Here is a 22,945-nt window from a genome sequence, read left to right on the forward strand (position 1 = left end):
CCTCCGGGCGCCGGATGTGGACGTGCGACCCCTGTGTACGACGCGCGGGCCCCGGCTCAGTAGGCGCCGTCACCGCGCAGCACGGCGGGGAGGGTCCGCCAGAGGATCGCCAGGTCCAGCCTGATCGACCAGGTGTCGACGTACTCCAGATCCAGGCGCAGGGCGTCGTCCCAGGCGAGGTCGGACCGTCCGCTCACCTGCCACAGTCCGGTGATGCCGGGTCGGACCAGCAGGCGGCGGCGGGCCTCCCCGGTGAACGCCGAGTCCACGACCGGGAGCGGGCGCGGGCCTACCAGGGACATCTGTCCCCGCAGCACATTGACCAGCTGCGGCAGCTCGTCCAGGGAGTAACGGCGCAACCACCGCCCGACCGCGGTCACCCGCGGGTCCTCGCGGATCTTGAAGAGGTGGCCGTCCGCCTCGTTGCGCACCTCCATGGCCGCGCGCAACCGCTCCGAACCCACGCGCATGGTCCGCAACTTGAGGACGTGGAACTCCTTGCCCCGCCAGCCGGTACGGCGCTGGCGGAACAGCAGCGGGCCCGGAGTGTCGAGCTTCACCGCGACGGCGGCGGCCAGGAGCACCGGAGCCACCAACAGAAGCAGGACGGCGGCGCCCACACAGTCGATGGACCGCTTGGCCGCCCGGACTCCCCAGTGCGCCCGCTCACGCGGAGCCGGCTGGCGATGAGCCGTCTTCGCGGTGGATACCGGCATTCCGCACCCCTTCGCTTCCTGCGGCAGAACGGGTGAAACGTGCCCTGGCTAGGGGAATTTCGACCCGCACGACGTCTCATTCGGTCGATTCCTGACCAATGAATAGAAACACGACATCAATCCGAGCTTCGGCAATGACACCGAAGCTTGCCCTCGTCCACCAGGCTGGGCGGGGCGGCCGAGAGGACCTGCATGCGTGCAGTAGTGACGGGCGGGGCCGGGTTCATCGGCTCCCATCTGTGCGAGCGGCTGCTCCAGGCGGACCACGAAGTGGTCTGCGTGGACAACTTCCTGACTTCCAGCCCCGAGAACATCGAGCACCTGATGGGCGACCGGCACTTCCAGTTCCGCCACTGGGACATCACCCAGGGCATGGACGAGCCGGGGCCGGTGGACGCCGTCTTCCACATGGCTTCACCAGCCTCGCCCGCGGACTACCTGAGACTGCCTCTGGAGACACTCCGAGTGGGCTCGGCCGGTACCTGGCACGCCTTGGACCTGGCCGCCGCCAAGGGCGCCCGCTTCCTGCTGACGTCCACCTCGGAGACGTACGGCGACCCCCTGATCCATCCTCAGCCGGAGAGCTACTGGGGACATGTGAACCCCGTGGGCCCGCGTTCGGTGTACGACGAGGCGAAGCGATTTGCCGAGGCACTGACGATGGCGTACCGCAGGAGCCGCGGTGTGGACGCCAAGATCGTGCGCATCTTCAACACCTTCGGGCCGCGGATGCGCCCGGACGACGGACGGGCGATCCCCACCTTCATCCGCCAGGCGCTGCTCGGGGAGCCGATCACGGTCACCGGCGACGGCAGCCAGACCAGGTCCCTGTGCTACGTCGACGACGTGGTCGAAGGCCTGCTGCGCATGCTGGCCGGCGACCACTGCGGACCCGTCAACCTGGGCAATCCCCACGAGGTCTCCATGCTGGAGCTGGCGCAGTGGATCGGCAAGCTCACCCGGTCCCGCTCCGAGATCACGCTCGCCCCCCGTCCCCAGGACGACCCCGAGCGACGGCGTCCGGACATCACCCTGGCCCGCGAGCTGCTGAACTGGGAGCCCACGACTCCCGTGGAGCGCGGCCTGTGCGACACCATCACCGACTTCCGCCGGCGTCTGGCCCTCGGGGAGTCCGCCGGGAGCGGCGCGCGGCCCGCCGGATCCACGCCGAGCCGTGAAGCAGCCCGCTCATGACCGCCCCTGCGAGCAGCCGGACGACATCGGTGACGGCGGCTCCCGTGGTCGAGTGCCTCGGTGTGCCCATCACCGCGCACACCCGCGACAGCGCGGCCCGCCACGTCGTGCACCTGGCCGGCCGGATGCGCGAGGCACGCCATGGGCTCACCGACGGACCCGACGCCTCCGGTATCCGGCGCGGCAGTGACGTACACCTGTCCAACGCCTACACGCTCGCCCTCGCCGACCGGGACCCCGAACTGCTCGGCATCCTCCGCTCGGCCTGCCTCAACCTCCCCGACGGGCAGCCGGTCGTGTGGGCCAACCGGCTGCTGTACCCGAGCGCCACACTCCCGGGCACACGGGTCTACGGCCCCGACCTCCTCACGGACGTCTTCGCCCTGACTCAGCACACGGACCTGAACCACTACCTTCTCGGCTCCACGCCCCAGGTGCTCGACGCGCTGCACCGGGAGCTGCGGCGGCGCTATCCCGGGGCGCGGATCGTCGGCACCTGCTCCCCGCCCTTCAGGCCCCTGACCGTCCACGAACGGCGGCAGCAGGTGGAGGAAATCCGTACCGCCGCGGCGGACATCGTCTGGGTCGGACTCGGCACGCCCAAGCAGGACCGCTGGGCGGCCGAACTGTGCGACGCACTGCCCGTGGTGGCCGTGGCCGTGGGCGCGGCCTTCGACTTCGTCGCCGGTAACAAACCGCAGGCACCCCACTGGATGCGGCACAACGGGCTGGAATGGCTGTTCCGTCTCGGCTGCGAACCCCGCCGCCTGTGGCGCCGGTACCTGTTCGGCAACGCGCGCTTCGTCCAAGGGGTGGTGCGTCAGGCGGCTCGCCCCGTGCGAGCGGACGGCGGTGCGGTGCACGCGGCTTCCGATCGCCTGAATTCGGGCCGACTCGTCGGCCAGGGCCGGGAGATTCCCGACATCGTTCCTGAGGTACGGCCATGACGATCACTCCGGTGAGACCCCGAGAGACTGCCCGGCGGCGTGTCGTCGTGGTACAGCCCTACGTCCCCGGCTATCGGACGTCGTTCTTCAATCACCTGCAGGACCGGCTGAACTCCAGGGGTGTTGCCCTGGAAGTCCTGTACGGGCTCGTGCCACCGCAGCAGGCGGCCCGACGCGATGCCGCTCCCTGCGCCTGCGCGGTACAGGTGCCTTCGCGACGGCTGCCCGCCCCTGGCGGCCGGTCCCTTCTCTGGCGTCAGGTGACGGACCGTGCCGCTTCCGCAGATGCGGTGGTGCTCGAACAGGCACTGCGAAATCTGGAGGCCTACCCGCTGTTGCTGCGTCAGCTGATCCGACGGGCCGGTGGCCGCCCTCCGCGGGTCGCGTTCTGGGGCCACGGCCGCACCTACACCAAGAAGACGAGTCAGCTCCAAGCAGCCGCCAAGGACGCCCTCACGCGGCAGGCCGCCTGGTTCTTCGCCTACACCGAGGGGGGAGCCTCACACGTCGCCTCGCGGGGCTTCCCCCGCGACAGGATCACCGTCCTGCGCAACTCCGTGGACACCACGGAGCTGACCGTCACGCGTGACCGCGCGGATATCCAGGGCACGCCCGAACATGCCGCAGCCGCCGCGCTGCGCGAACGCCACCACCTCGAAGCAGGACGAACAGCCCTGTACGTGGGGGGCCTTGACGCCCCGAAGCGGATCCCCTTCCTGCTCCAATGCGCGCGACGTATCGCGACCGGCCTGCCGGGCTTCAAACTGCTGGTGGCCGGAGACGGTGTCGACCGGCCCCTGGTGGAAGCCGTGGCCTCCGCCCCGGACAGCCCGGTGGTGGCTCTCGGCCACCGCGCCGGACAGGACGTCGCGCTGCTCGGAGCCGTATCGGACGTCATGCTGATGCCCGGACGTGTGGGACTGTGCGCGGTGGACTCGTTCGCCCTCCGGACACCCATCGTCACCACCGACTGGCCGTGGCACGCGCCCGAGTTCGAATACCTGGAGCACGGGCGAAACGCAGTGGTCAGCCGAGACGATCCGGAGGCCTATGCGGTGGCGGTGCAGCAAGTACTGAGCGACCGCTCCCGCCTGGAATCCCTACGTGAAGCGTGCCGCGAGGACGCCGCCGACTATACGGCGGACGGCATGGCGGAGCGTTTCTGTGACGGTTTGCTGCATATGCTCGGGAGGAGCGTGTGAGCCGACTTGAGCAATTTCGCAGACCGGCGAGCCGATTCCATGAAGGGTGTCAGTGAAATGACTGTTCCAAGGCCGGCAGACCGACGTACGAATCCGCGTGCATACGGCGTCCTGCCCGTTCGACTCCGGCGCTCGGTCACCAAGCCCATCCGCACCATGCGGCCATGGCTCTACGGCCCATGGCCCGCCGCCATGAACGGGCAGCGATTCCGGCAGAACCTGTTCCGTTCCCTGGTCCGCGAGCTCCAGCCTCGGGCGATCTTCGAATCCGGTACCTACTGCGGAGGGTCGACGCAGTTCCTGTGGCACCTGTCCGGCGCTCCGGTGTTCACCGTCGAAAAGAATCGCGGATTCGCGCGCTGCGCCGAGAGACGATTCCGTGGAAATCCAGAGGTCCGGGTACTCAACGAGGATTCCCGGGACGCTCTGCGGACGCTGCGTGACGACGCCCGGTTCCCTCGATCGCGGGTCCTGTTCTACCTGGACGCCCACTGGGAAAAGGATCTTCCCCTCCGGGAGGAAGTCGACATCATCACGAAGGCGTGGACGGACTCGGTCATCGTCATCGACGACTTCAAGGTTCCCGACGACGACGGTTACGAATTCGACACCTACGGCGACCTGCAGCTGTCGATGGAGTATCTGGGAGAGACGGTCGCGCCCTACGACACGTTCTGGCCGAACTGCCCGTCCAGCATGGAGAGCGGGCGCCGCCGCGGTTGCGTGGTGCTGACCGCCCCGGGCGTCGCACAGCAGGTGTCCGAGCTCCCTGAAGTGCGTCGCGCCGAAACTCTCGCAGTGCCCAGACGGTGAGCCGTGGACCAGGAGAGATGGCCCTGGCGTGGTCGACGGCACCAACCACCCGGGTGGTGGTGCTGATCGCCTGTCACAACCGTCGCGAGACCACGGTCCGGTGCCTGCGGTCGCTGATCGGGCAGGGCGGACCCGAGGTCTCCGTGCGTGTCGTGCTCACCGATGACGGCAGCACCGACGGCACCGCGCACGCTGCCCGCGAGGTATGGCCGGACATCCATGTGCTCCAGGGCAGCGGCGAGCTGTTCTGGGCGAAGGCGATGGCCCTCGCGGCGTCGGCCGCGGGCGACTACGACTTCCTCCTCTGGCTCAACGACGACGTGACCTTGGACCCCGGGGCGCTGCCGGGCTTGCTCCGGACCTACGCATCGCTGTCCGGTCCGGACAAGGGTGACCTGATCGTCGTGGGCGGTCTGCGTGATCCGCACACCGGCGCGGTGACGTACTCGGGTGTTCACCGGCGCAGCCGTCTGCGCCCGGTGCACTTCACCACGGTCGCTCCCGCCGAAAGACCGGTTCGGGCTGAGACCATGAACGGGAACCTGGTGCTGATTCCCCGTGCCGTGGTCCAGCGTGTCGGGCAGATCGACGCGGGCTTCAGCCACGGGTTGGCCGACTTCGACTACGGCCTGCGCGCCGGGCGCCACGGATGTGCCGTCTGGGTCGCCCCAGGAACACTGGGCACCTGTGCGCGCAACCCCACAGCGGGGAACTGGACCGACCCCGCGCTGCCCGTCCGGGAGAGGATGCGTCTGGCGCGCGCCCCCAAGGGCCTTCCACCGGGCAGTTGGTTGCGGTTCACGCGGCGGCACGCCGGTTTCGTGTGGCCGGTGTACTGGCTCTCGCCCTACGCGCGACTCCTGGCCGGTGCGGCTCTCGTCCGAATGCGCGGTGGAGCGCGGGTCCGTGTCAGGTAGTTCCGAAGCAGTCTGGAAAAACTCCGATCGCCCGGCGGCCGGCCATCCCGACTCCATGTTCATGCGGCGCGTGAGACGGGGGCATTGCGTACAACCATGACAAACTGATGCGGCGTGGGCGACCACGCGCTGCGGAGGAGGAACCGTGAGAAGCGGAATTGATATGCAGCGTGCCGCGACAGCGGAAATCTGCAGCAACCGGGACAACTGGTCCTTCCACGTCACCAGCGATCCGTTGACCCGTTTTCTGCGCGATCGGCGCATGCACATCGCTCTGCGCATGCTGCGCGAGAGGGGACTGCTCGATCCAGCAGGACAGAGCGTTCTGGTCGTATGTGGCGGTGTGGGCGGAGAAGGCGTCTTCCTCAGCCGCAGCGGGTTCACTGACGTCACGGTCAGCGATCTGTCCGAAGAGGCACTCGAAGTCTGCCGCACCCTGGAACCGAAGATTCGGACCATGCCTCTGAACGCGGAGAACATGGCCGAGATTCCCGACTCCAGTTACGACCTGGTCCTGGTCCAAGATGGTCTGCACCACTTGCCGCGCCCGGTCCTGGGTTTCACGGAGATGCTACGGGTGGCCCGGAAAGCCGTCATCGTGATCGAGCCGCACGACGGTCTGGTGGGCAGACTCATCGGCACCGAATGGGAGCGGCAAGGAGAATTCGTCAACTATGTCTTCCGGTGGAATCGCTCGCTCGTGAACCAGGCCACCCGAAGCTACCTCCTGTGCCCGCAGGCCGTCGTGCTGCTCCGCAGGCTATGGGATCACGGCCTCGCCGTCGGCAAGGTAGCGGGCCGCTTCCCGGAACGTTGGCGTCTGACAGTGGGCAAAGCCATCTATCAAGTGCTGCGGCCAGTCAACCGGTTCGGGAACATGATGGTCGCGGTGGTGGTGAAGCCGGCCGGCGACCCGACACATCGGAGCGGACGGTGAACCTTTCACAGCGGGCCTACATCAAGGTCAGCGCCGCCTTGCCCGCAGCGATCTCCTTCCGGACGGATCTGCTGTTTCCACGCCTGAGCCTGCCTGAACTGGGGCCGCTCAACGGGCAGCTCAAGCGCCAGGAGATCGTCCGCGAACTGCTGGCGGCGATCAGCTTCGATGAGATCGTCGAGACCGGCTCCTTCCGCGGCACCACGACGAGGTTCCTGAGTGACATCTCCGGACTGCCCGTCCACTCCGCCGAGATCGAGGAGAGGTTCTACAGATACGCCACGGTGAAATGCCGCGGCCTTCCGGGGATCCGACTGCATCACGCAGACTCACGGAAGATGCTGCACATCCTCTCGAAGCGGCCCGGAAACCCCACGCTGCTCCTCTATCTCGATGCTCACTGGCAGGAGGACGTGCCTCGCTACCAGGAACTGGAGATCATCGAGGCGCGCTGGAGCAGAGCGATCGTGATGATCGACGACTTCCGCGTACCGGGCGACCCCGGTTATCAGTTCACCTCGTACCACGGAATCCCGTTGGACGTGAACTACCTCCCCGCGCTCCCTGGCTGGAAGGCCTTCTACCCCAAGTGCGATTCGGCCGACGAGACCGGCGCGAAGCGGGGATGCATCGTCCTGGCGAGCCCTGAGATGGCCCCGGAAGTGGACGCGCTCTCCAGCCTGCGGGCGGGCGAACTCACCCGGCAGAGCATCGTGAACGGCTGAACTCCCGGACATGTCGTGGGCTCACCGTGCGACCGCCTCCGCCCAGCACCGATCTTCGGAAACCGCCTCTCGGTCAGCCGTGATCAACCTGCGCTGGAACATTGCCGGTTCCGTGGTGGTCGTGCTGCTCCAACTCGGCTACACGGCCTACACCGCCCGCGCCGTGGATGCCCATGCCTACGGCGTTTACGCCATCACGCTGACCGTGGTGCCGTTCTTCGGCTACTTCGCCAACGCCGGACTGTCCGCCTGCGTGCTCCGGTCGGAGCGCCTGACCCTGCCCTTCGTGCGCGCCGCCCGGCGTCTGGGAATGGTCTCCGGCGCCGTGTGCTTCCTTGTGGTGCAAGCGGTGGCCCCGGTCTTCGGCTCCTTCTTCCACATGCCGGACCTCACCGTCATGGCGCGCCTGCTGGCATGCGTGTTCCTCGTGCAGCCGAGCGCCAATGTGACCGTCACGGCCATGCGTCGTGCGGGTGCGGCCCGGATGGCGGTGCTGGCCGAGGCGCTGGGCCATGCGGTGGGTGTGGCAACGGCGGCAGGTCTCCTCGTATGCGGCTGGAGCCCCTACGGACTGGCTCTCGCACAGCCGGTCGCGGCGGCCGTGGCCCTGTCCGTGGGCACGGCCTGGATCGCTCGTCGCCATCTGCCTCCCGGACCACCGGTCAGGGCTCGCGATCTCCTCGCCCCTTCGGGATTCATGACGAGCCACAGCCTGGGGCAGTTCATCACCAACAACATCCCGCTGTGGGTCTCGGGCCGACTGCTCGGCCCGGGTGCCGCGGGACTGTACTCCCGAGCGTCCCTGTTCACGGGACTGCTTCTGACGTTCTTGTACCAAGGGATCAACTGGGCCGTGACTCCGCTGCTCGCCGAGCGGCGCGCCGAGGGTCTCCGTTTCGGCCAGGACGTGGAGCGAACGCTGTGTGCGGCGTCGGCCGTGGCGTTCATCGGATTCGGCGTCACGGCAGGCATCGGGCCGACGGTCCTCGGCGTGCTGCTGGGACCGGGCTGGAAGCCCGCCCTGGCGCTGGTGCCTGTCCTGTCCGCGGCGGCGGCCATGACCTTGCTGTGTTACTGCGGAGGGTTGGTCGACCAGGTACGGAACGCACCACGGGTCATGCTCGGCACGCTGACGGCCACGGTCGTCGCGACCGTGGCAGGGGTTGCCGCGGCCGCGTTCGCGCGGGACCTTCTGCTGGTGGCGGGTGCGGCCGCCGTGGGACAAGTGGTGGGCCATCTCGTGCAGCTGGCGGCCTGGCACCGGTCCGGCCTGATGCGGGCCGGCGCCGCCCTGCGCATGCACGGGGTGCACCTGGTCGTGGGTGCTGCACTCGGCGGCGCTGCCGCGATCGGTTCCGCGGACCGTCCCGCGGCAGCGGCCTTGGGATACGGCCTGGTCGCCATGCTGCCGGTCGTCCTGGTGTGCGTGCTTCTGCGTGGCTGGATTCCCGTGTTCACGGTTGCTGTCGCCACAGGCCTGCTGCGGAACCGGAGAGGGTTCACTTCCCCGCCTCCGCCGTCCTCGGCCACGGACCCGTCCGACCGACCGTGTTGATCACGGGCGGCCGAGTTGCACCGCCGTCGTGATGCTGCGGTCATGCCCGCGCGACATCACGAAGGAACACCGCGTCGCACTGCAGCATCTGCCCCGTCCGGCTGTCGCTGAAGCCGGGCACCAGTGCGGCCAGGGTCATCCCGTACCGGCGCTGCGCGATGCGCAGCGCGTCTTCCAGGAGCAGGCCTCCCTCGTACAGCGGGACGCACGAGACTTCCATCTGCAGTCCGGCGCACTGACCGACGCGGCCCGCGGCCCCTTCCAGGACGGCTCCCTCATATCCCTGGACGTCGAGTTTCAGGAACACGCGCTCCTCGGGCTCGGCCACTTGCGGCCAGATGTCATCGAGGCGAAACTGCTCGGTTTCTTGGACGTCCACGTAGCGGGATTCCGGGCAGGCCTCAGCGTGCCTGGGCAACATGGGCAGTACCGAACTGCTGGCACATCCGTTACCGGCTACGTTGACGTCGACGTTGCGATTCCTGTCACCGAGGGCATACGGAAACACCTTCCACAGCGGGTCCGCCGCGGCACGGCGGCGCAGCGTCCGCAAGGGCTCGTGGAGCGGCTCGAACGAGACGATTCTTCCCCGGTACCCGAGCCGCCTCAGCATCGTTCCGTACTGACCACGGTTCGCCCCCACGTCGAGCACCACATCGACGCGGCTGCGGAGAATCAGCTGCACGACGCGGTAATCGGGTGAGCACTGCGGAAACCGATTCACATCAAGGCCGACGCGCTGAGCGGCTGCACGGACGCGATGAAGGAGAGTCATGGCCCCATTGTCGGGGTTACTTCGGTTCCTTCACGGTATTCACCGTATTCCCGATCCGCTCCTTTTCCGTGTCACCTCTCTGCTGGGTGACGAACGGTTTCCTCCGCACGTCGTTGAACCGGCCTGCCGCGTCGGCACGCAGCCGCCACAGACACAGCCCGAGGAGGACCCCTTGCTCGGGGAACGGAGCGTACGAGACGAAGAGCACGAGTTGGGAGACCACCACCAGACGCAGTGCCAGCGTGCCCTTCCCGCCGCGACCGAGCTGCCGCCACAAGAGAACGTACAAGGTCAGCAGCGTGAGCAGTCCGACCACGCCCAGGCGAAGCACGACGTGCAGGTAGTAGTCGTGCGGGGAGACGGAGATCACCACGCCTCCGACCCACCGGTCGTAGCCGGAGCCGAACGGACTGCCCAGCAGCCATTCGGTCAGGGTCTTGGGCCCGTCCATCAGCTCCTGCCAGCCAAGAACCCGCCAGGAGAAGGTGCTGTTCGCGTCCTGGGTCTCCGCGAAGGAGTCGGCGAGGACGCTGCCGACTCCGCGGAACACGCTGGTGGCGAACGTCAATGCGACCACGCACGACGACAGCACGGCGACTGCGGCGTAGGCCAGACGTTGACCTGCGCGGACCGGAACCAGCGCCCACCACACGACCGCCATCACGATCGTGGTCGCCCAGACGGTCCGGTGCTGCAGCAGCACCACGAAGACCAGACAGAGCAGCGCCGGCAGGATCTTGCCGCGGCCGCCGTTCGGCGGGCCTTTCCGCCCCAGCCGGTCTGGCCCCGGGCTGCTCTCCGCGGTCGTGGCCGGAGCGGACGAGCCCCCGCCCAACGGGCACAGCAAGAGCACCGCGCTCTGCGCGAGGACCAGAGCAGACCTGGCCGGCACCGGCCTGGGGTCGTGCATCTCCCCTCCCACGGTGGCGGCGTCGACGACCGAATGCAGTCCCGTGTCCAGCCATCCGAACAGGCTCAGCGCGGCGTACGCGGCGGCTGAGGCCAGCCACAGCCGCACGACGGCCCGGGCCCTGCCCGCATGCAGGGGCGCGGTCGCGACGTACAGGGCCGAGGCGAAGACATGCCAGAAGTAGACGCGGGCGTCGTTGGCGGCGGTCTGCAGACCCCATGCGCCGACTCCCCGCTGGATCGACCATGCGATGAGGCACATCACCGCCAGTACGAGCAGCAACTCGGCCCGGGGCGGCACCGACCGCCGCAGCAGCCGGGCGCCGCCCACCAGCATGGCGCAGGCGGCCAGCACATCACTTGGCTGGATGTTCGCGCCGACATCGAGGACCGGGATCTTTCCATCCGCGACGATCATCCACACCTGTACGCCCAGGAGGAGACCGATGGCGGCGTTGCAGTGCTGTGTGAAGATCCACAACAGGACGCCGAAGAGCACCAGTCCCACGAAGAGGGTCTGAGTGATGTCCGAGGCGACGGCCAGGTCGTGCACCGTTGGTCCCTCCTGGGGGGTGGTGAGCCGGAGGCGGAAGCACGCGGCAGCAGGCCGTGGCTGTGAGGGAGCGCTTCACCAGGGGCAGGTGATTGTTCGTCACCGGCTGTGGGGATGGCGGCGCGGGTGCGCCGCCGGCCGGAGATCGTCTCGTCCGCACTGCGGGGACCGGTGTCTTCGCATACGGGGAACAGAAGAGGAGCGGCGACCGGACCTCGAGCGCCACCATGGCCTGGGGTCCCGCACCGATGGCGCCCGAGGAGGCGCCGTGCGGACCGTGATCCCGGTGGCCCGCGAAGTGCCGGAGGCGAACGGCGGTTGGACGTCACGGACACCCGTGCCCCGGAGCCGGCAGAACCGGGACGCCGGCCTTCCGTGCCCGCGGTCCGGCGCCGGGGTCCGCTCGTGCCGCCGCCATGGCCGTGCCCGTACCCCGGGACACACCGGGATCCGCCCTGACCACCCATCGGTGCCCGGAAAGGCGGCGCGCACGGCGGCGCCGGTTCCGTCGGTGCTTCCGGCGTCGACGAGGTGCACGGTCAGGGCTGTCCTGGGCGGCAGTCCGAGCTGCCCGTCCAACGACGCCAGGGTTGCCGGAGTGCTGTCCCGGCGGTTGGGACAGGCGTCAGGACGGCCACCTTCGGTGGAGCAGGGCACCCGGCAGGCGTCACGGCCCGACCAACTCCAGCGCTGTCGGAGCGGCGGACGCACCGACCGGAGCGGCAGGCGCCGGGGACAGGACCGCGATCTCCGCGTCGACCATGAGGCGGGCCAGTTCCGGGGCCCGCACCTTCGGGCGCCATCCCAGGATCCGCTCGGCCTTTGAGGCGTCTCCGACGAGGTCGTCCACCTCGGTCGGCCTCAGGTATCGCTCGTCGAACCGCACATGGTCGCGCCAGTCGAGGCCGACATGGGCGAAACACTGCTCGACGAAGTCGCGCACGCTGTAGCTGATGCCGGTGGCGACCACGTAGTCGTCCGGCTCGTCCTGTTGCAGCATCCGCCACATCGCCTCGACGTATTCCGCCGCGTATCCCCAGTCCCGTCGGGCGTCGAGATTGCCCAGGTAGACGACTTCCTCCAGGCCGGCCTTGATGCGTGCCGCCGCGGTGGCCACCTTGCGGGTGACGAAGGTCGGGCCACGGCGAGGAGACTCGTGGTTGAACAGGATGCCGTTGACCGCGTACATGCCGTACGCCTCCCGGTAGTTGCGCGTCGCCCAGTACGCGTACACCTTCGCGACCCCGTACGGGGAGCGCGGGTGGAACGGGGTGTCCTCGCGCTGAGGCGGCGGGGAGGCGCCGAACATCTCGGAGCTCGACGCCTGGTAGAACCGGCAGGGCAGGCCCGTCGTCCTGATCGCCTCGAGCAGCCGCGTGGTGCCCAGCCCGGTGGCGTCCCCGGTGAACTCCGGCTCGTCGAACGACACCCGTACATGGGACTGGGCGGCCAGGTGGTAGACCTCGTCGGGCCGCAGCCGTTCGAGCAGCCCCGCGATCCGGGTTCCGTCGGTCAGGTCGCCGTAGTGCAGGAAGAGGCGCGCCTCGGGGTCGTGCGGATCCCGGTAGAGATGCTCGATGCGCTGCGTGTTGAAGGTCGAGGCGCGGCGGACGATTCCGTGCACCACGTACCCCTTCTGCAGCAGCAACTCTGCGAGATAGGAGCCGTCCTGGCCGGTGATGCCGGTGATGAGGGCGGTCTTTTCCGTCATTCGGACTCCTTCTGTGGGGCCGTGGGGGCTGGAAAGCGCACTCGAGCGGGGAAGGTCGGCTGGCATGGCTCACTTCCTCGCGACCAGTGATTTGGGAAGTCCGGCGAAGCGTTCGAACCAGAGGGTGGAAGCAGGGAAGTAGGACCGCATCTCGGCCGCGGTCAGTAGCTCGACCTCCTGGACGTCGCGGGTTGCCTGCGCACGACCCGCGCGTGGGACGTGTCCGTGCGGCCAGTGCCGGGACACGGCGACGCGAGCCCGGAACGGGAGCCATTGCAGCCCTGGGAACAGCCAGTGGGGTTCGACGGGGAAGTAGCGGTAGGGGGTCTGTACCCAGTGGTGGTCCGCGTGGTTGTGCACCGTGTCGGCGAACTGCTTGCGCCGGTAGTGCCCTCCCACGTGCTCCAGGACGGAGTTCGAGTACACGAGGTCGAATCGCCGGGTGACCATGTGCGTCGGCAGCGAGAGGCCGCACGCGTCCGCGACGACCGGCGTGATCTGGGACTCGGCATGCCGGGCAGTGCGCGGGTCGAGATTGACGGTCACGACGTGCGCCGGCCGGACAGGTGCGTTACGCCAGGCGGTCGGTGTGCCGCCGAGGTCGAGAACGTGCATCTCGGCCAGGTCGGGAAAGCATCGCAGCAGTTCGTCCCAGCGCTTGGCGCGAGCCGCGTGCGCAAGGGACCCAGGCCTCGTGGGATCGGCGATCTTCGTCTTCAACATGCTGCTTCCTCTTGGCCGGTGTCGTGCGGCGATCCCGTCTCTACGGTCACGCGCCTTCTCTTTCGGCAGAGCCGTCAGGACGGACAGATACGCCCCCGGACTCAGGCGTCTCCGGCACTTCCGGCACCCGGCAAGAATACGGAAATCAGGGCTATCATCCGCATCATGGTGTTGTGTCGCGTTTTCAGGTACTACATGTTGGTTCCATTTAGCTCACAGGCGTTCCGTTCCCAAGGCCGTGCGGAGGTGGCGGCTCCTGCCGCACCGTCCGTGAAGGAGGGCATCGAGGCTCATGACCGCCTGTACTGATACCGGTGCCACAGTCCCGTTCACCTCGGCGGTGAACGACCGTGCCGCGCCGCGGGACGAAAGGGTGCACCGTCCCCTCGACCGCTCGGCGCGCGTGTTCGTGACCGGGGGTTCGGGGCTGGTCGGTTCGGCGGTGCGCAGGGAGCTTGGGCGTGCGGGGTTCCTCGATGTGGTCGCGCCCGGCTCGGCGGAGCTGGACCTGAGGGAGCGCCAGGCGGTGTTCGACTGGTTCGCGGCCATGCGCCCGGAGGTGGTCGTCATGGCCGCGGCGCGAGTGGGCGGGATCAAGGCGAATGCCACCCGGCCCGCCGAGTTCCTCTCCGACAACCTGCGCATCCAGGTGAACACGCTGGACGCGGCCCTGGAGCACGGCGTGCAGCGGCTGCTGTTCCTGGGGTCCAGTTGCATCTATCCGAAGTTCGCCGAGCAGCCCATCCGCGAGGAGGCGCTGCTGACGGGTCCTCTGGAGCCGACCAACGACGCCTACGCCATCGCCAAGATCGCCGGTATTCTTCAGGTGCAGGCGGTACGACGCCAGTACGGTCTGCCCTGGATCTCCGCCATGCCGACCAATCTGTACGGGCCGGGTGACAACTTCCACGCGGAGCACTCTCATGTGCTGCCGTCCCTGATGCGGCGCTTCCACGAGGCGCGGGAGTCGGGTGCGCGACGGGTGGTGAACTGGGGCAGTGGCACGCCTCGCCGGGAGTTCCTCCATGCGGACGATCTGGCACGGGCGTGCCTGCACCTGATCGAGCACTACGACGCGGACAGTCCGGTCAACGTCGGCACCGGTACGGACCTGACCATCCGGGAACTGGCGGAGCTCGTCGCGGACGCCGTCGGATACCGGGGGAGCGTCGAGTGGGACACGAAGCAGCCGGACGGTACCCCGCGCAAGCTCCTCGACGTATCCCGGCTCACCGCGCTCGGCTGGGCTCCTCGTATCGGCCTGCGAGAAGGAATCGCCCGGACGTACGCCTGGTATGCGGAGAACCTCGGGTCCGGCACGCTGCGGCACTGACTCCTGGCCGGTGCGGCACGTCGGCCGGCTCAGCCCACCGGGCTTCCCGTCGAAGTGTGCGAGGGCGCCTCCCTCTGGAAGGCGGGATCCCGGGTCACTACGGGGGGTTGCTCGCTGTGCCGCACCGGGCTCCGGCCGCCTCGGCTTCGACCGCCTCCCGGGGGCTGCTTCAGGAGGTCAAAGCGGCAGCGGCCGATGGCGGATACCCCGACGGCGACGTGAGGTCACGCGTCGGAGGTCCGCTGTCGGCCGCCGGTGGCGCTACGGGCTTCGCAGCTGCCCGATGGAGTGGGTGGTCAGTTCTGCTTCCGTCGTCGGACGATCATCATCGTGCCGGCTCCGAGCGCCAGCAGCCCTGCGGCTCCGCCAAGCAGAACGGACGTGTTGTCCTCACCGGTGTCGGCGAGGTGAGGCTTGTGCGGCTTCACGATGATCTTGGCCGAGAGCTTGAGTTTCGATTCCTCTCCCTTGAGGCGGAAGATGTGCTTACCCGGATCGGTCCACTTGGGGATGGTGACGGTGCCCTCCACCGTGCCGTTTGCGTCGGCTGTGAAGTGGCCCAGCTTGACCGGCTTCGAGAAGAGGAATGCGTCCACCCCCTCGTTCGGATCGAACCCGGTCCCGGTGAAGCCGAGGTCACCCCCCGCGTCCACGGTGGTGGCGGTGAGGGTCAGGCTCGGGGCATCTGGGGGATACGGCTGGGAATGGGCAGGTTGAGCCCCTACGACTGGGACTGCGGCCAGGACAGCGGCGGCTGCCGTGGTCGCGAAGGCGGCACGACACTTCGATGAGGCCGTCATCGCATTCACGCTCCTCAAATGGAATCGGGCGACGGCATGGTCCGACCCGCGAGTACGGTATGTACATGGATAGCGCCGAATAGCAGCTGCTAAGCCTGTTCAGGCGGCAAAGCACTGTATGGCGGATTCAGATCACCGGATTGGCCGCCAGTCGCCGGGCACGGGGAGCGAAGGCGCCTGATATGTGCCATGCGGTCCACCGAGGGTCCGGGTTCCCCGTCTGGCGTGAGCCGCGGCGGCACCCGATCGGCCAAGGGCCGGTCATCGCTGGTGGTGCAGGGGCGAACGCGGTGATGCGGCACGTTGCGGCCCGAACACCACAGTCGGGGAGAAACGCTCTTCGAAGTCCTCACCCGGCGGAGATGCCGGATGAATACTGACATCGCGCCGTACGTCTTGGTCTCCTCTTCTTCCCCTCCTGGAGGGTGTGTGCCCCCGTTCCGCGTACTTGTGGTGTGCACCGGCAACGTCTATCGGTCTCCGCTCGCCGAGTTCCTGCTCAGGCACCGACTGCTCGATCATCGGCAGGTGCTCCATCTGAGCAGTGCCGGCACCCGGGCCGTCGCGGGTACGCCGATGGCGGCTGCTGTCGCCTCCTTCCTCCTCGGGCGTGGCGTGCAGCCCTGCGGGATGGGTTCCCGCCGACTGACCAAGGAGATGGTCGAGAACGCGGACCTGGTGCTGGGCGCTGCGACGGAGCATCGTGAGGCCGCTGTGCGGCTGTCCCCTGTGCGTGCGTTGTCCCGTGCGTTCACCTTCCGTGAGTTCGCCCGGCTGGTGCGTTCGGAGGACGCCGCAGGCGTGGTGGATCCGGCCGCACGGTTGGCGACCCTCGTCCGGGGCGCGGCCGCTCGCCGTGGTGCCGCGTCGACTCGCGCGGGTGACGTAGACGTGAACGACCCTCTTGGCGTACCTCCACCACAGGTGCACGAGTGTCTGGTTCAGATCGAGGAGATCGTCGAGCGGATCGCCGCCGCCATGCGGACCGGATAGGCCGGGAAGACGCACCGGATCGAAGTGCTCTTCGCTCCCGTCGGCCGCGTTCGGCGCGGCGCGCAGGGGCGGATGGTCGTGCAGACGCAGGTCCGGGGTGAACAGGACGACCGCGACGGTCATGGTGTCACTCGTGGTGCGGTGGTTCGGGTTCCGTCGGCCGCTGCCCGGCTCTTCCTCTGACGCGGCCCCCTCGGACGCGCGGGGCGTGCCAGGCGTGGCGGCGTCCGCTCCCGCCGTCGGCGGCGGCCCGGGCGATGTTGCGCGCCATGCCGCCGAACACGACGGAGTGGAACGGGGCGACGCCCCACCAGTAGGCGTGGCCCAGCAGGCCGCGCGGATGGAACAGGGCGCGTTGCCGATAGCGCGTGCGGCCCGTGTCGTCGGTCTCGGCGTACATCTCCAGCCAGGCGAGGCCGGGCAGGCGCATCTCGGCGCGCAGCCGCAGCAGACGACCCGGTTCGATCTCCTCGACGCGCCAGAAGTCCAGCGAGTCACCGACCCTGAGGCGTTCGGTGTCACGCCGTCCGCGGCGCAGTCCGACCCCGCCGGCGAACCGGTCCAGCACGCCCCGGACGGACCAGGCCAGGGGGAAGGAGTACCAGCCGTTGTCGCCTCCGATGCCCTCGATCACCCTCCACAGCGCCTCCCGCGAGGCGTCGACCGGCCGGTGCCGCTCGTCCTCGTAGAGGCTGCCGCCCGCCCAGTCCGGGTCCGTGGGCAACGGGTCGCTGGGCGCCCCGGGCACCGAGGCCGAGGACCAGCGCGTGGCGACCTGCGCCTCCCGCACCCTGCGCAGCGCCAGGGACAGCGCCTCGTCGAACGGCAGCGGCAGGCCGGGAGCGTCCGGCACATGGCGGGCGATGTCGTGCTCCCGGCAGACGACCTCGTGCCGCAGCGACTCGGTCAGCGGCCGGGCGAGGGAGGCGGGCACCGGGGTGACCAGTCCGACCCAGTGGCTGGACAGGCCCGGGGTGAGGACGGGGACCGGCACGATGAGCCGTCGCGGCAGTCCGGCCACGGCGGCGTACCGCAGCATCATGTCCCGGTAGGTGAGGATGTCCGGACCGCCGATGTCGAAAGCCCGGTTGACGTCGTCCGGCATGGTGGCCGATTCGACGAGGTAGCGCAGTACGTCGCGTACGCCGATGGGCTGGGTGCGGGTGTGCACCCAGCGGGGGGTGACCATGACGGGGAGGCGTTCGGTGAGGTAGCGCAACATCTCGAACGACGCCGACCCCGAGCCGATGACGACGGCCGCCCGCAGCACCGTCGCCGGCACGGGTGAGGCGAGGAAGATGCCGCCCACCTCGGCCCGGGAGCGCAGATGCGGGGAGAGCGACCGGTCGGGGACGTTGCGGGGTGTGAGCCCGCCGAGGTAGACGATCCGCCGCACGCCGGCGATCCGCGCCTGCTCGGCGAAGACCCGGGCGGCCTCCCGGTCGGTGTCCTCGAAGCCGGAGCCGGACCCGAGGGCGTGCACGAGGTAGTAGGCGACATCGACACCGCGCATCGCGGCGGCGACCGACTCCGGGTCCGTGACGTCTCCCCGGACGGTCTCGGCATGTGCCGCCCAGGGGTGGTCGCGGAGTTTGCCGGGTGAGCGGGCGAGGCACCGGACGCGGTGACCGGCCTCCAGCAGCTCCGGCACCAGGCGCCCCCCGATGTACCCGGACGCCCCGGTGACGAGGCAGTGCGACTGCTGCCCGGCCCGCTGTCCGTCCGCCGTCATGTCCTGCCTCCCGTGGTCCGCCACCGCCGTACTGCCGGATCACGGCCGGCCCCGGTGCGAACACTCCCCCCTCGGCACCCGCGGCGGATGCACGACACCGGGCGCAGCCGGCTGTTCAGCCGGGCGGAGCATCGGCACCGGTCGTCCGAGGGGTTCGAGCGGGGCCGTGGGGTCCGGGGGCGAGGAGGGACTCAGGTGCGCGACGGCACGCCGTGCGTCCCACCTTGACGGTTGCTCCCGCGGCGAAGACAGCCGTCGGGACGCGGAAGGGGGCCGGGCTGTCACCAGCCCGGCCCCCTGGTCGCGGAGCGGTCAGAACTGGAGCGCCCAGCCGTCGATCCGCCCGGTGTCGTTGCGGGCGTTGTCACTCACGCGGAGCTTCCACGTGCCGTTCGCGGTCTCCGAGGAGGCGTTCACGGTGTACGTGGTGTCGATGTTGTCCGCACTGCCGCCGGTGCCGTACGACTTCAGGGTGTACGCCGTGCCGTCGGGGGCGATCAGCTGGACCTGGAGGTCGCCGATGTAGGTGTGGACGATGTGCACCTCGACGGCCAGGGCCGAGGGCGCGTTGCCCGGGACGCCGGAGACGGTCACCGGGGACTCGGCGGTGGCGTTGTCGGTGATGGCCTGGTCGGCGGTGTTCTCGAAGCGCGGGCCGGGCGGTGTGGTCGTACCGCCGCCGACGTTGAGGAGCCGGTTGGGCGAGCCGGTGCCGGGGCTGGTGACGACGCCCGTGGTGGCGGCGGCCGTCAGCGCCGCGGAGACCTGCGCCGGCGTGGCCGCGGGGTTGTCGGCCAGGTGCAGGGCGGCGGCGCCGGCGACGTGCGGGCTCGCCATCGACGTACCGGAGATGTTGTTGGTCGCCGAGTCGCTCGAGTTCCAGGCCGAGGTGATGGACGAGCCCGGCGCGAACAGGTCCAGGACCGAACCGTAGTTGGAGTAGCTCGCCTTGGCGTCGCTCGACGTCGTGGCGCCGACGGTGACGGCCTCGGCGACGCGGGCCGGGGAGCGGGTGGAGGCGTTGGTCGACTCGTTGCCGGCCGCGACGACGAAGGTGACGCCGGCGGTGATGGCGTTGCGTACGGCCGTGTCGATGGCGGTGTCACCGGGGCCGCCGAGGGACATGTTGGCGACGGCCGGCTTGACCGCGTTCCGGGCGACCCAGTCGATACCGGCGACGACCTGGGCGGTGGTGCCCTGACCGGAGTTGTTCAGCACACGGACGCCGACGACCTTGGCCTTCTTGGCGACGCCGTAGGCGCTTCCGGCGACGGTGCCGGCGACGTGCGTGCCGTGGCCGTGCCCGTCCTGGGCGGTGTTGTCGTTGTCGACGGCGTCGTAGCCGTTGGAGGCGCGGCCGCCGAAGTCGCCGTGCGAGATGCGGACGCCCGTGTCGATGACGTACGCCGTGACGCCCTCACCCGCCTTGTCCGGGTAGGTGTAGGAGCGGTTCAGCGGCAGGTTCTTCTGGTCGATGCGGTCCAGGCCCCAGGAGGGCGGGCTGGGCTGCGTCCCGGTGATGCTGAACGTCCGGTTCTGCACCACCGAGGCGACGGCCGGGTCGGCGGCGAGACGTTTCGCCTCGGACTCGGAGGCCTCGACCTCGTAGCCGTTCAGGGCCTTGGTGTAGGTGCGCTCGATGTCGGCGCCGTACTTGCGCGCGAGCGCACGGCCCTCGGCGGAGCCGGCCTTCTCGGTCTTCAGGGTGACGATGTAGCTGTCGGCGACGGCGTTCGCGGCGCCCTCGTACTGGATGCGTCCTTCGGCGGCGGCCGGGACCGCGGCGGCGGGGAGGGCGGAGACGAGGCTCGCGACGAGCGCCGCGGTGGCCGTCGCGCCGAGCGCGGCCAGTCTTCGCCGGGAGGATCGGTGGGGAGTACGCATCACTGCCATCTGAGGGGTCCTCCTCAATCGGTGGTGCGCTGTGGGGTGTGGTGCACGCCCGTCGGTCGCTGCCGGTCGCCACTTCCGTTAGGTCGTGGTCATGACAACCTCACGACAACTACCGTGCGTCAGCGAAAGATTGATGCCTTGCCGGGAATTGCACAAGGGCCCTGCACGGCCAGGCAGGACCCTCGTGACCCTTGTGATGGGCCGTCAGTCTTCGAAAGCGGTGTCCCGGCTGCGCTTCTCCCACGCCAGGACCTCGTCCCGCACCTGGTCGAGATGGCCGAGAACCGCACTGACACCGTCGTCGCCGAGGCGCAGGCGCAGCGGCGTGGGGTCGGCCTCCAGCGCGGCCGGGACGAGGGCGGCGGGGAGGACGGCCGGCGGCCCCTGGTGCGGGCGTACGCGGAGGCGGGCCGGCGGGTGACGGAGCGGGCGTAGCGCGGCCCGTTCCGCCGGCGACCGCCTCGGTGACGGTCAGCGCGCGGAGGGCCGCTCCAGCACTTCGGCCGGCAACGCACCGCCGGCGCCGATGACCTCGATGCCGAGCAGCCGCCCCGACGCGTCCACGTCGAGGAACACCTCGGCGTCCGCCCCGACCCCGTCGACGGGGATATGCCGGACGGCGGCGCCGTCCCCGACGCGCTCGACGAGGGAGACGTACGCGGTGTCGTTCTCGCGGTCGTACTCGATGTGCATGCCTCGCCTCTCGGGAACGGGATCGGGCTCGTTCGCGGCCGGCGGACACGATGTCGCCGGCCTTGTCGATCACGACCCAGATCCTGCCGGTGGTGTACTTCCACGTGCCGGGCGACGTGCCCTGGGTCTTCTCGGTCTTCACGGTACGCGCGACCATCACAGCCCCGGGGCGGATGACGGACCGTCGTCTCCGCCGGCACCGCGAGCGATTCCCGCACCGCCATGCCCACACGGTCCGTCGGCAGCCCGAGTGCCTCCGACAGATCATCTAGGGTCGACGGGCTGACGACCGTCACGGCGCGCGAGGCACTCGCTCCGGCCGCGACCCCGCCGTCGTCCGAGGAGGGTGAGCGCGCGGACTCCGGGCAACAGGTGTGACGGCGGCCATAGCGGGGAGAAAGTGCCTGCGTAAGCCTCCAGGGCCGTCATGTCATCACATCGAGTGATTCTCTGGCCTTTGCTTGCACCGCACAACCTACGGTTGCCACGCTGTTGCTGTCTGTACAACCCGATGGGAGCGGCCAGTGACATTCGGTGAGCAGCCGGCGTACCTGCGCGTCGCGGGTGATCTCCGCAAGAAGATCGTCGACGGACAGCTGCCACCGCACACCCGCCTCCCCTCCCAGGCGAGGATCCGCCAGGAGTACGGCGTCTCGGACACCGTCGCACTGGAGGCCCGCAAGGTGCTCATGGCGGAGGGCCTGGTGGAGGGCCGCTCCGGCTCGGGGACATATGTGCGCGCGCGGCCCGTGCCCCGGCGTATCTCCCGCTCCGGCTACCGCCCGACCGGCGGGGCCACGCCGTTCCGCCAGGAGCAGGCCGACGGCGAGGGGCGCGGCACCTGGGAGTCCAGCAGCGAGCAGACCGAGGCGTGTGTCGCGGTCGCCGAGCGGCTCGGCATCGAGCCGGGGGACCGCGTGATGTGCACCAAGTACCTGTTTCGCGAGGGCGGTGAGGCGATGATGCTCTCCACCTCCTGGGAGCCGCTCGCCGTCACGGGGCGTACGCCCGTGATGCTGCCGGAGGAGGGGCCGGTCGGCGGCATGGGAGTGGTCGAGCGCATGCGTGCCATCGACGTGATCGTGGACAACGTCACGGAGGAGGTCGGCGCCCGGCCCGGCCTCGCCGAGGAACTGCTCGTCCTGGGCGGTGTCCCCGGGCATGTGGTCCTGGTCATCCAGCGCACGTTCTACGCCTCGGGCCGCGCCGTCGAGACGGCCGACGTGGTCATCCCGGCCGATCGGTACCGGGTCGCCTACCACCTTCCGGTCAAGTAGCGAACGCTCACATCAGTCCCGGGGCGCGCTCCCCGCGCGCCCCGCTCATCCGATCGCCGTGCCGGCCGTCCGCGGCCGGGTCGGTCCGTTCCCCGTGTCAGGCCGTCGTTTCCACAGGTCGGGAGCGGCGCCTGCGCTGTGCCTGCGACACGGGGCATCGGGGTACGCGGGCGGCGCGTTCGTCGGCGTGCGCCCCCTGTGTACTGGCTGGTTGCGTACCTCTTTGTGAAAAGCCGTATTCGCTCCGTGAAGGTTAGGCGTAGGCTCGGGCATATGCGCATTGCGGTTTCCTTAGCGAGTGGGGCACGGCACAGGCCGCGGGTGGGAAGTGGAGGGGCGCGATGAACGACAGCACGGTCACTCTCCCCTGGCTCGTGATACGAGAGGACGACAACGGCAACCGGTACCGAGTGGGCCGGTACGCGACGAGGGCCGAGGCCCAGAGGATCGCGGACAGCCTCGACGGCCGCGGCCACAAGCAGCTCTACTGGGTCGAGCGGCTGGGCCAGAACGGACCGGCCGTGCACGACTGACCCGGGGCGCCTCA

The 22,945-nt window shown here is 69.3% G+C and carries 23 protein-coding genes; 14 read left to right on the forward strand and 9 right to left on the reverse strand.

Features of this window, described 5'->3' with window-relative positions; genetic code table 11:
• Positions 1-56 precede the first annotated feature (56 nt).
• Positions 57-716, reverse strand: coding sequence for a sugar transferase (locus tag ACWD1U_RS11115; RefSeq protein ID WP_451106469.1), 660 nt, complete (start codon positions 714-716; stop codon positions 57-59).
• 192 nt (positions 717-908) lie between these two features.
• Here ACWD1U_RS11115 and ACWD1U_RS11120 point away from each other — a divergent pair, with 192 nt between their 5' ends.
• The 8 genes from ACWD1U_RS11120 (at position 909) to ACWD1U_RS11155 (ending at position 9,006) form a co-directional block, all read left to right on the forward strand.
• Complete coding sequence (locus ACWD1U_RS11120; RefSeq protein ID WP_451106471.1) at positions 909-1,910, forward strand: UDP-glucuronic acid decarboxylase family protein; 1,002 nt, start codon at positions 909-911, stop codon at positions 1,908-1,910.
• On the forward strand, positions 1,907-2,857 hold the full coding sequence (locus ACWD1U_RS11125; RefSeq protein WP_451106472.1) for a WecB/TagA/CpsF family glycosyltransferase: 951 nt from the start codon (positions 1,907-1,909) through the stop codon (positions 2,855-2,857). Before ACWD1U_RS11120 ends, ACWD1U_RS11125 begins: the two co-directional genes overlap by 4 nt.
• Entirely contained in the window at positions 2,854-4,059 is a 1,206-nt protein-coding gene (locus ACWD1U_RS11130; protein ID WP_451106474.1) for a glycosyltransferase family 4 protein, read from the forward strand. Before ACWD1U_RS11125 ends, ACWD1U_RS11130 begins: the two co-directional genes overlap by 4 nt.
• Before the next feature lie 156 nt (positions 4,060-4,215).
• Positions 4,216-4,872: a hypothetical protein gene (locus tag ACWD1U_RS11135; protein ID WP_451106476.1), complete on the forward strand. Its 657-nt coding sequence runs from the start codon at positions 4,216-4,218 to the stop codon at positions 4,870-4,872.
• A gap of 17 nt (positions 4,873-4,889) precedes the next feature.
• Positions 4,890-5,789, forward strand: coding sequence for a glycosyltransferase family 2 protein (locus tag ACWD1U_RS11140; protein WP_451106478.1), 900 nt, complete (start codon positions 4,890-4,892; stop codon positions 5,787-5,789).
• A gap of 145 nt (positions 5,790-5,934) precedes the next feature.
• Entirely contained in the window at positions 5,935-6,726 is a 792-nt protein-coding gene (locus tag ACWD1U_RS11145) for a class I SAM-dependent methyltransferase (RefSeq protein WP_451106480.1), read from the forward strand.
• On the forward strand, positions 6,723-7,451 hold the full coding sequence (locus ACWD1U_RS11150) for a hypothetical protein (protein ID WP_451106482.1): 729 nt from the start codon (positions 6,723-6,725) through the stop codon (positions 7,449-7,451). Before ACWD1U_RS11145 ends, ACWD1U_RS11150 begins: the two co-directional genes overlap by 4 nt.
• Before the next feature lie 79 nt (positions 7,452-7,530).
• The gene (locus tag ACWD1U_RS11155; RefSeq protein WP_451106484.1) at positions 7,531-9,006 is read left to right on the forward strand and encodes an oligosaccharide flippase family protein; all 1,476 of its coding nucleotides are present in this window, start codon (positions 7,531-7,533) and stop codon (positions 9,004-9,006) included.
• Between the two features lie 40 nt (positions 9,007-9,046).
• Here ACWD1U_RS11155 and ACWD1U_RS11160 read toward each other — a convergent pair whose 3' ends face one another.
• The 4 genes from ACWD1U_RS11160 to ACWD1U_RS11175 all read right to left on the reverse strand — a co-directional run bounded on the left by ACWD1U_RS11160 (position 9,047) and on the right by ACWD1U_RS11175 (position 13,677).
• On the reverse strand, positions 9,047-9,781 hold the full coding sequence (locus tag ACWD1U_RS11160) for an FkbM family methyltransferase (protein WP_451106486.1): 735 nt from the start codon (positions 9,779-9,781) through the stop codon (positions 9,047-9,049).
• A gap of 16 nt (positions 9,782-9,797) precedes the next feature.
• Positions 9,798-11,243, reverse strand: coding sequence for a hypothetical protein (locus ACWD1U_RS11165; protein ID WP_451106488.1), 1,446 nt, complete (start codon positions 11,241-11,243; stop codon positions 9,798-9,800).
• A gap of 667 nt (positions 11,244-11,910) precedes the next feature.
• A complete protein-coding gene (gmd, locus tag ACWD1U_RS11170; RefSeq protein WP_451106489.1) occupies positions 11,911-12,954 on the reverse strand; it encodes a GDP-mannose 4,6-dehydratase in 1,044 nt (347 codons plus the stop codon).
• Positions 12,955-13,023: 69 nt separating this feature from the next.
• The gene (locus ACWD1U_RS11175; RefSeq protein WP_451106490.1) at positions 13,024-13,677 is read right to left on the reverse strand and encodes an SAM-dependent methyltransferase; all 654 of its coding nucleotides are present in this window, start codon (positions 13,675-13,677) and stop codon (positions 13,024-13,026) included.
• A gap of 292 nt (positions 13,678-13,969) precedes the next feature.
• Here ACWD1U_RS11175 and ACWD1U_RS11180 point away from each other — a divergent pair, with 292 nt between their 5' ends.
• Complete coding sequence (locus ACWD1U_RS11180; protein WP_451106492.1) at positions 13,970-15,010, forward strand: GDP-L-fucose synthase family protein; 1,041 nt, start codon at positions 13,970-13,972, stop codon at positions 15,008-15,010.
• A 296-nt stretch (positions 15,011-15,306) separates the two neighbouring features.
• On the opposite strand, the gene ACWD1U_RS11185 is transcribed toward ACWD1U_RS11180, so the two are convergent.
• The gene (locus ACWD1U_RS11185; protein WP_451106494.1) at positions 15,307-15,810 is read right to left on the reverse strand and encodes an LPXTG cell wall anchor domain-containing protein; all 504 of its coding nucleotides are present in this window, start codon (positions 15,808-15,810) and stop codon (positions 15,307-15,309) included.
• A gap of 369 nt (positions 15,811-16,179) precedes the next feature.
• On the opposite strand from ACWD1U_RS11185, the gene ACWD1U_RS11190 reads away from it, so the two are divergent.
• Positions 16,180-16,803: an arsenate reductase/protein-tyrosine-phosphatase family protein gene (locus ACWD1U_RS11190; RefSeq protein WP_451106496.1), complete on the forward strand. Its 624-nt coding sequence runs from the start codon at positions 16,180-16,182 to the stop codon at positions 16,801-16,803.
• A 127-nt stretch (positions 16,804-16,930) separates the two neighbouring features.
• Here ACWD1U_RS11190 and ACWD1U_RS11195 read toward each other — a convergent pair whose 3' ends face one another.
• Both ACWD1U_RS11195 and ACWD1U_RS11200 read right to left on the reverse strand, forming a co-directional pair.
• Positions 16,931-18,535: an SDR family oxidoreductase gene (locus ACWD1U_RS11195; RefSeq protein WP_451106498.1), complete on the reverse strand. Its 1,605-nt coding sequence runs from the start codon at positions 18,533-18,535 to the stop codon at positions 16,931-16,933.
• 312 nt (positions 18,536-18,847) lie between these two features.
• Positions 18,848-20,428, reverse strand: a complete 1,581-nt coding sequence (locus ACWD1U_RS11200) for a S8 family peptidase (protein WP_451106500.1) — start codon at positions 20,426-20,428, stop codon at positions 18,848-18,850.
• 273 nt (positions 20,429-20,701) lie between these two features.
• On the opposite strand from ACWD1U_RS11200, the gene ACWD1U_RS11205 reads away from it, so the two are divergent.
• On the forward strand, positions 20,702-20,863 hold the full coding sequence (locus tag ACWD1U_RS11205) for a hypothetical protein (protein WP_451106501.1): 162 nt from the start codon (positions 20,702-20,704) through the stop codon (positions 20,861-20,863).
• A gap of 36 nt (positions 20,864-20,899) precedes the next feature.
• On the opposite strand, the gene ACWD1U_RS11210 is transcribed toward ACWD1U_RS11205, so the two are convergent.
• Complete coding sequence (locus ACWD1U_RS11210; protein ID WP_451106503.1) at positions 20,900-21,121, reverse strand: DUF2283 domain-containing protein; 222 nt, start codon at positions 21,119-21,121, stop codon at positions 20,900-20,902.
• A 62-nt stretch (positions 21,122-21,183) separates the two neighbouring features.
• Here ACWD1U_RS11210 and ACWD1U_RS11215 point away from each other — a divergent pair, with 62 nt between their 5' ends.
• The 3 genes from ACWD1U_RS11215 to ACWD1U_RS11225 all read left to right on the forward strand — a co-directional run bounded on the left by ACWD1U_RS11215 (position 21,184) and on the right by ACWD1U_RS11225 (position 22,931).
• On the forward strand, positions 21,184-21,393 hold the full coding sequence (locus ACWD1U_RS11215) for a hypothetical protein (protein WP_451106505.1): 210 nt from the start codon (positions 21,184-21,186) through the stop codon (positions 21,391-21,393).
• Positions 21,394-21,645: 252 nt separating this feature from the next.
• Complete coding sequence (locus ACWD1U_RS11220) at positions 21,646-22,398, forward strand: GntR family transcriptional regulator (RefSeq protein ID WP_451106507.1); 753 nt, start codon at positions 21,646-21,648, stop codon at positions 22,396-22,398.
• 341 nt (positions 22,399-22,739) lie between these two features.
• Positions 22,740-22,931: an SPOR domain-containing protein gene (locus ACWD1U_RS11225; RefSeq protein ID WP_451106509.1), complete on the forward strand. Its 192-nt coding sequence runs from the start codon at positions 22,740-22,742 to the stop codon at positions 22,929-22,931.
• Positions 22,932-22,945 lie beyond the last annotated feature (14 nt).

This window comes from Streptomyces sp. NPDC002788, from assembly GCF_053592115.1.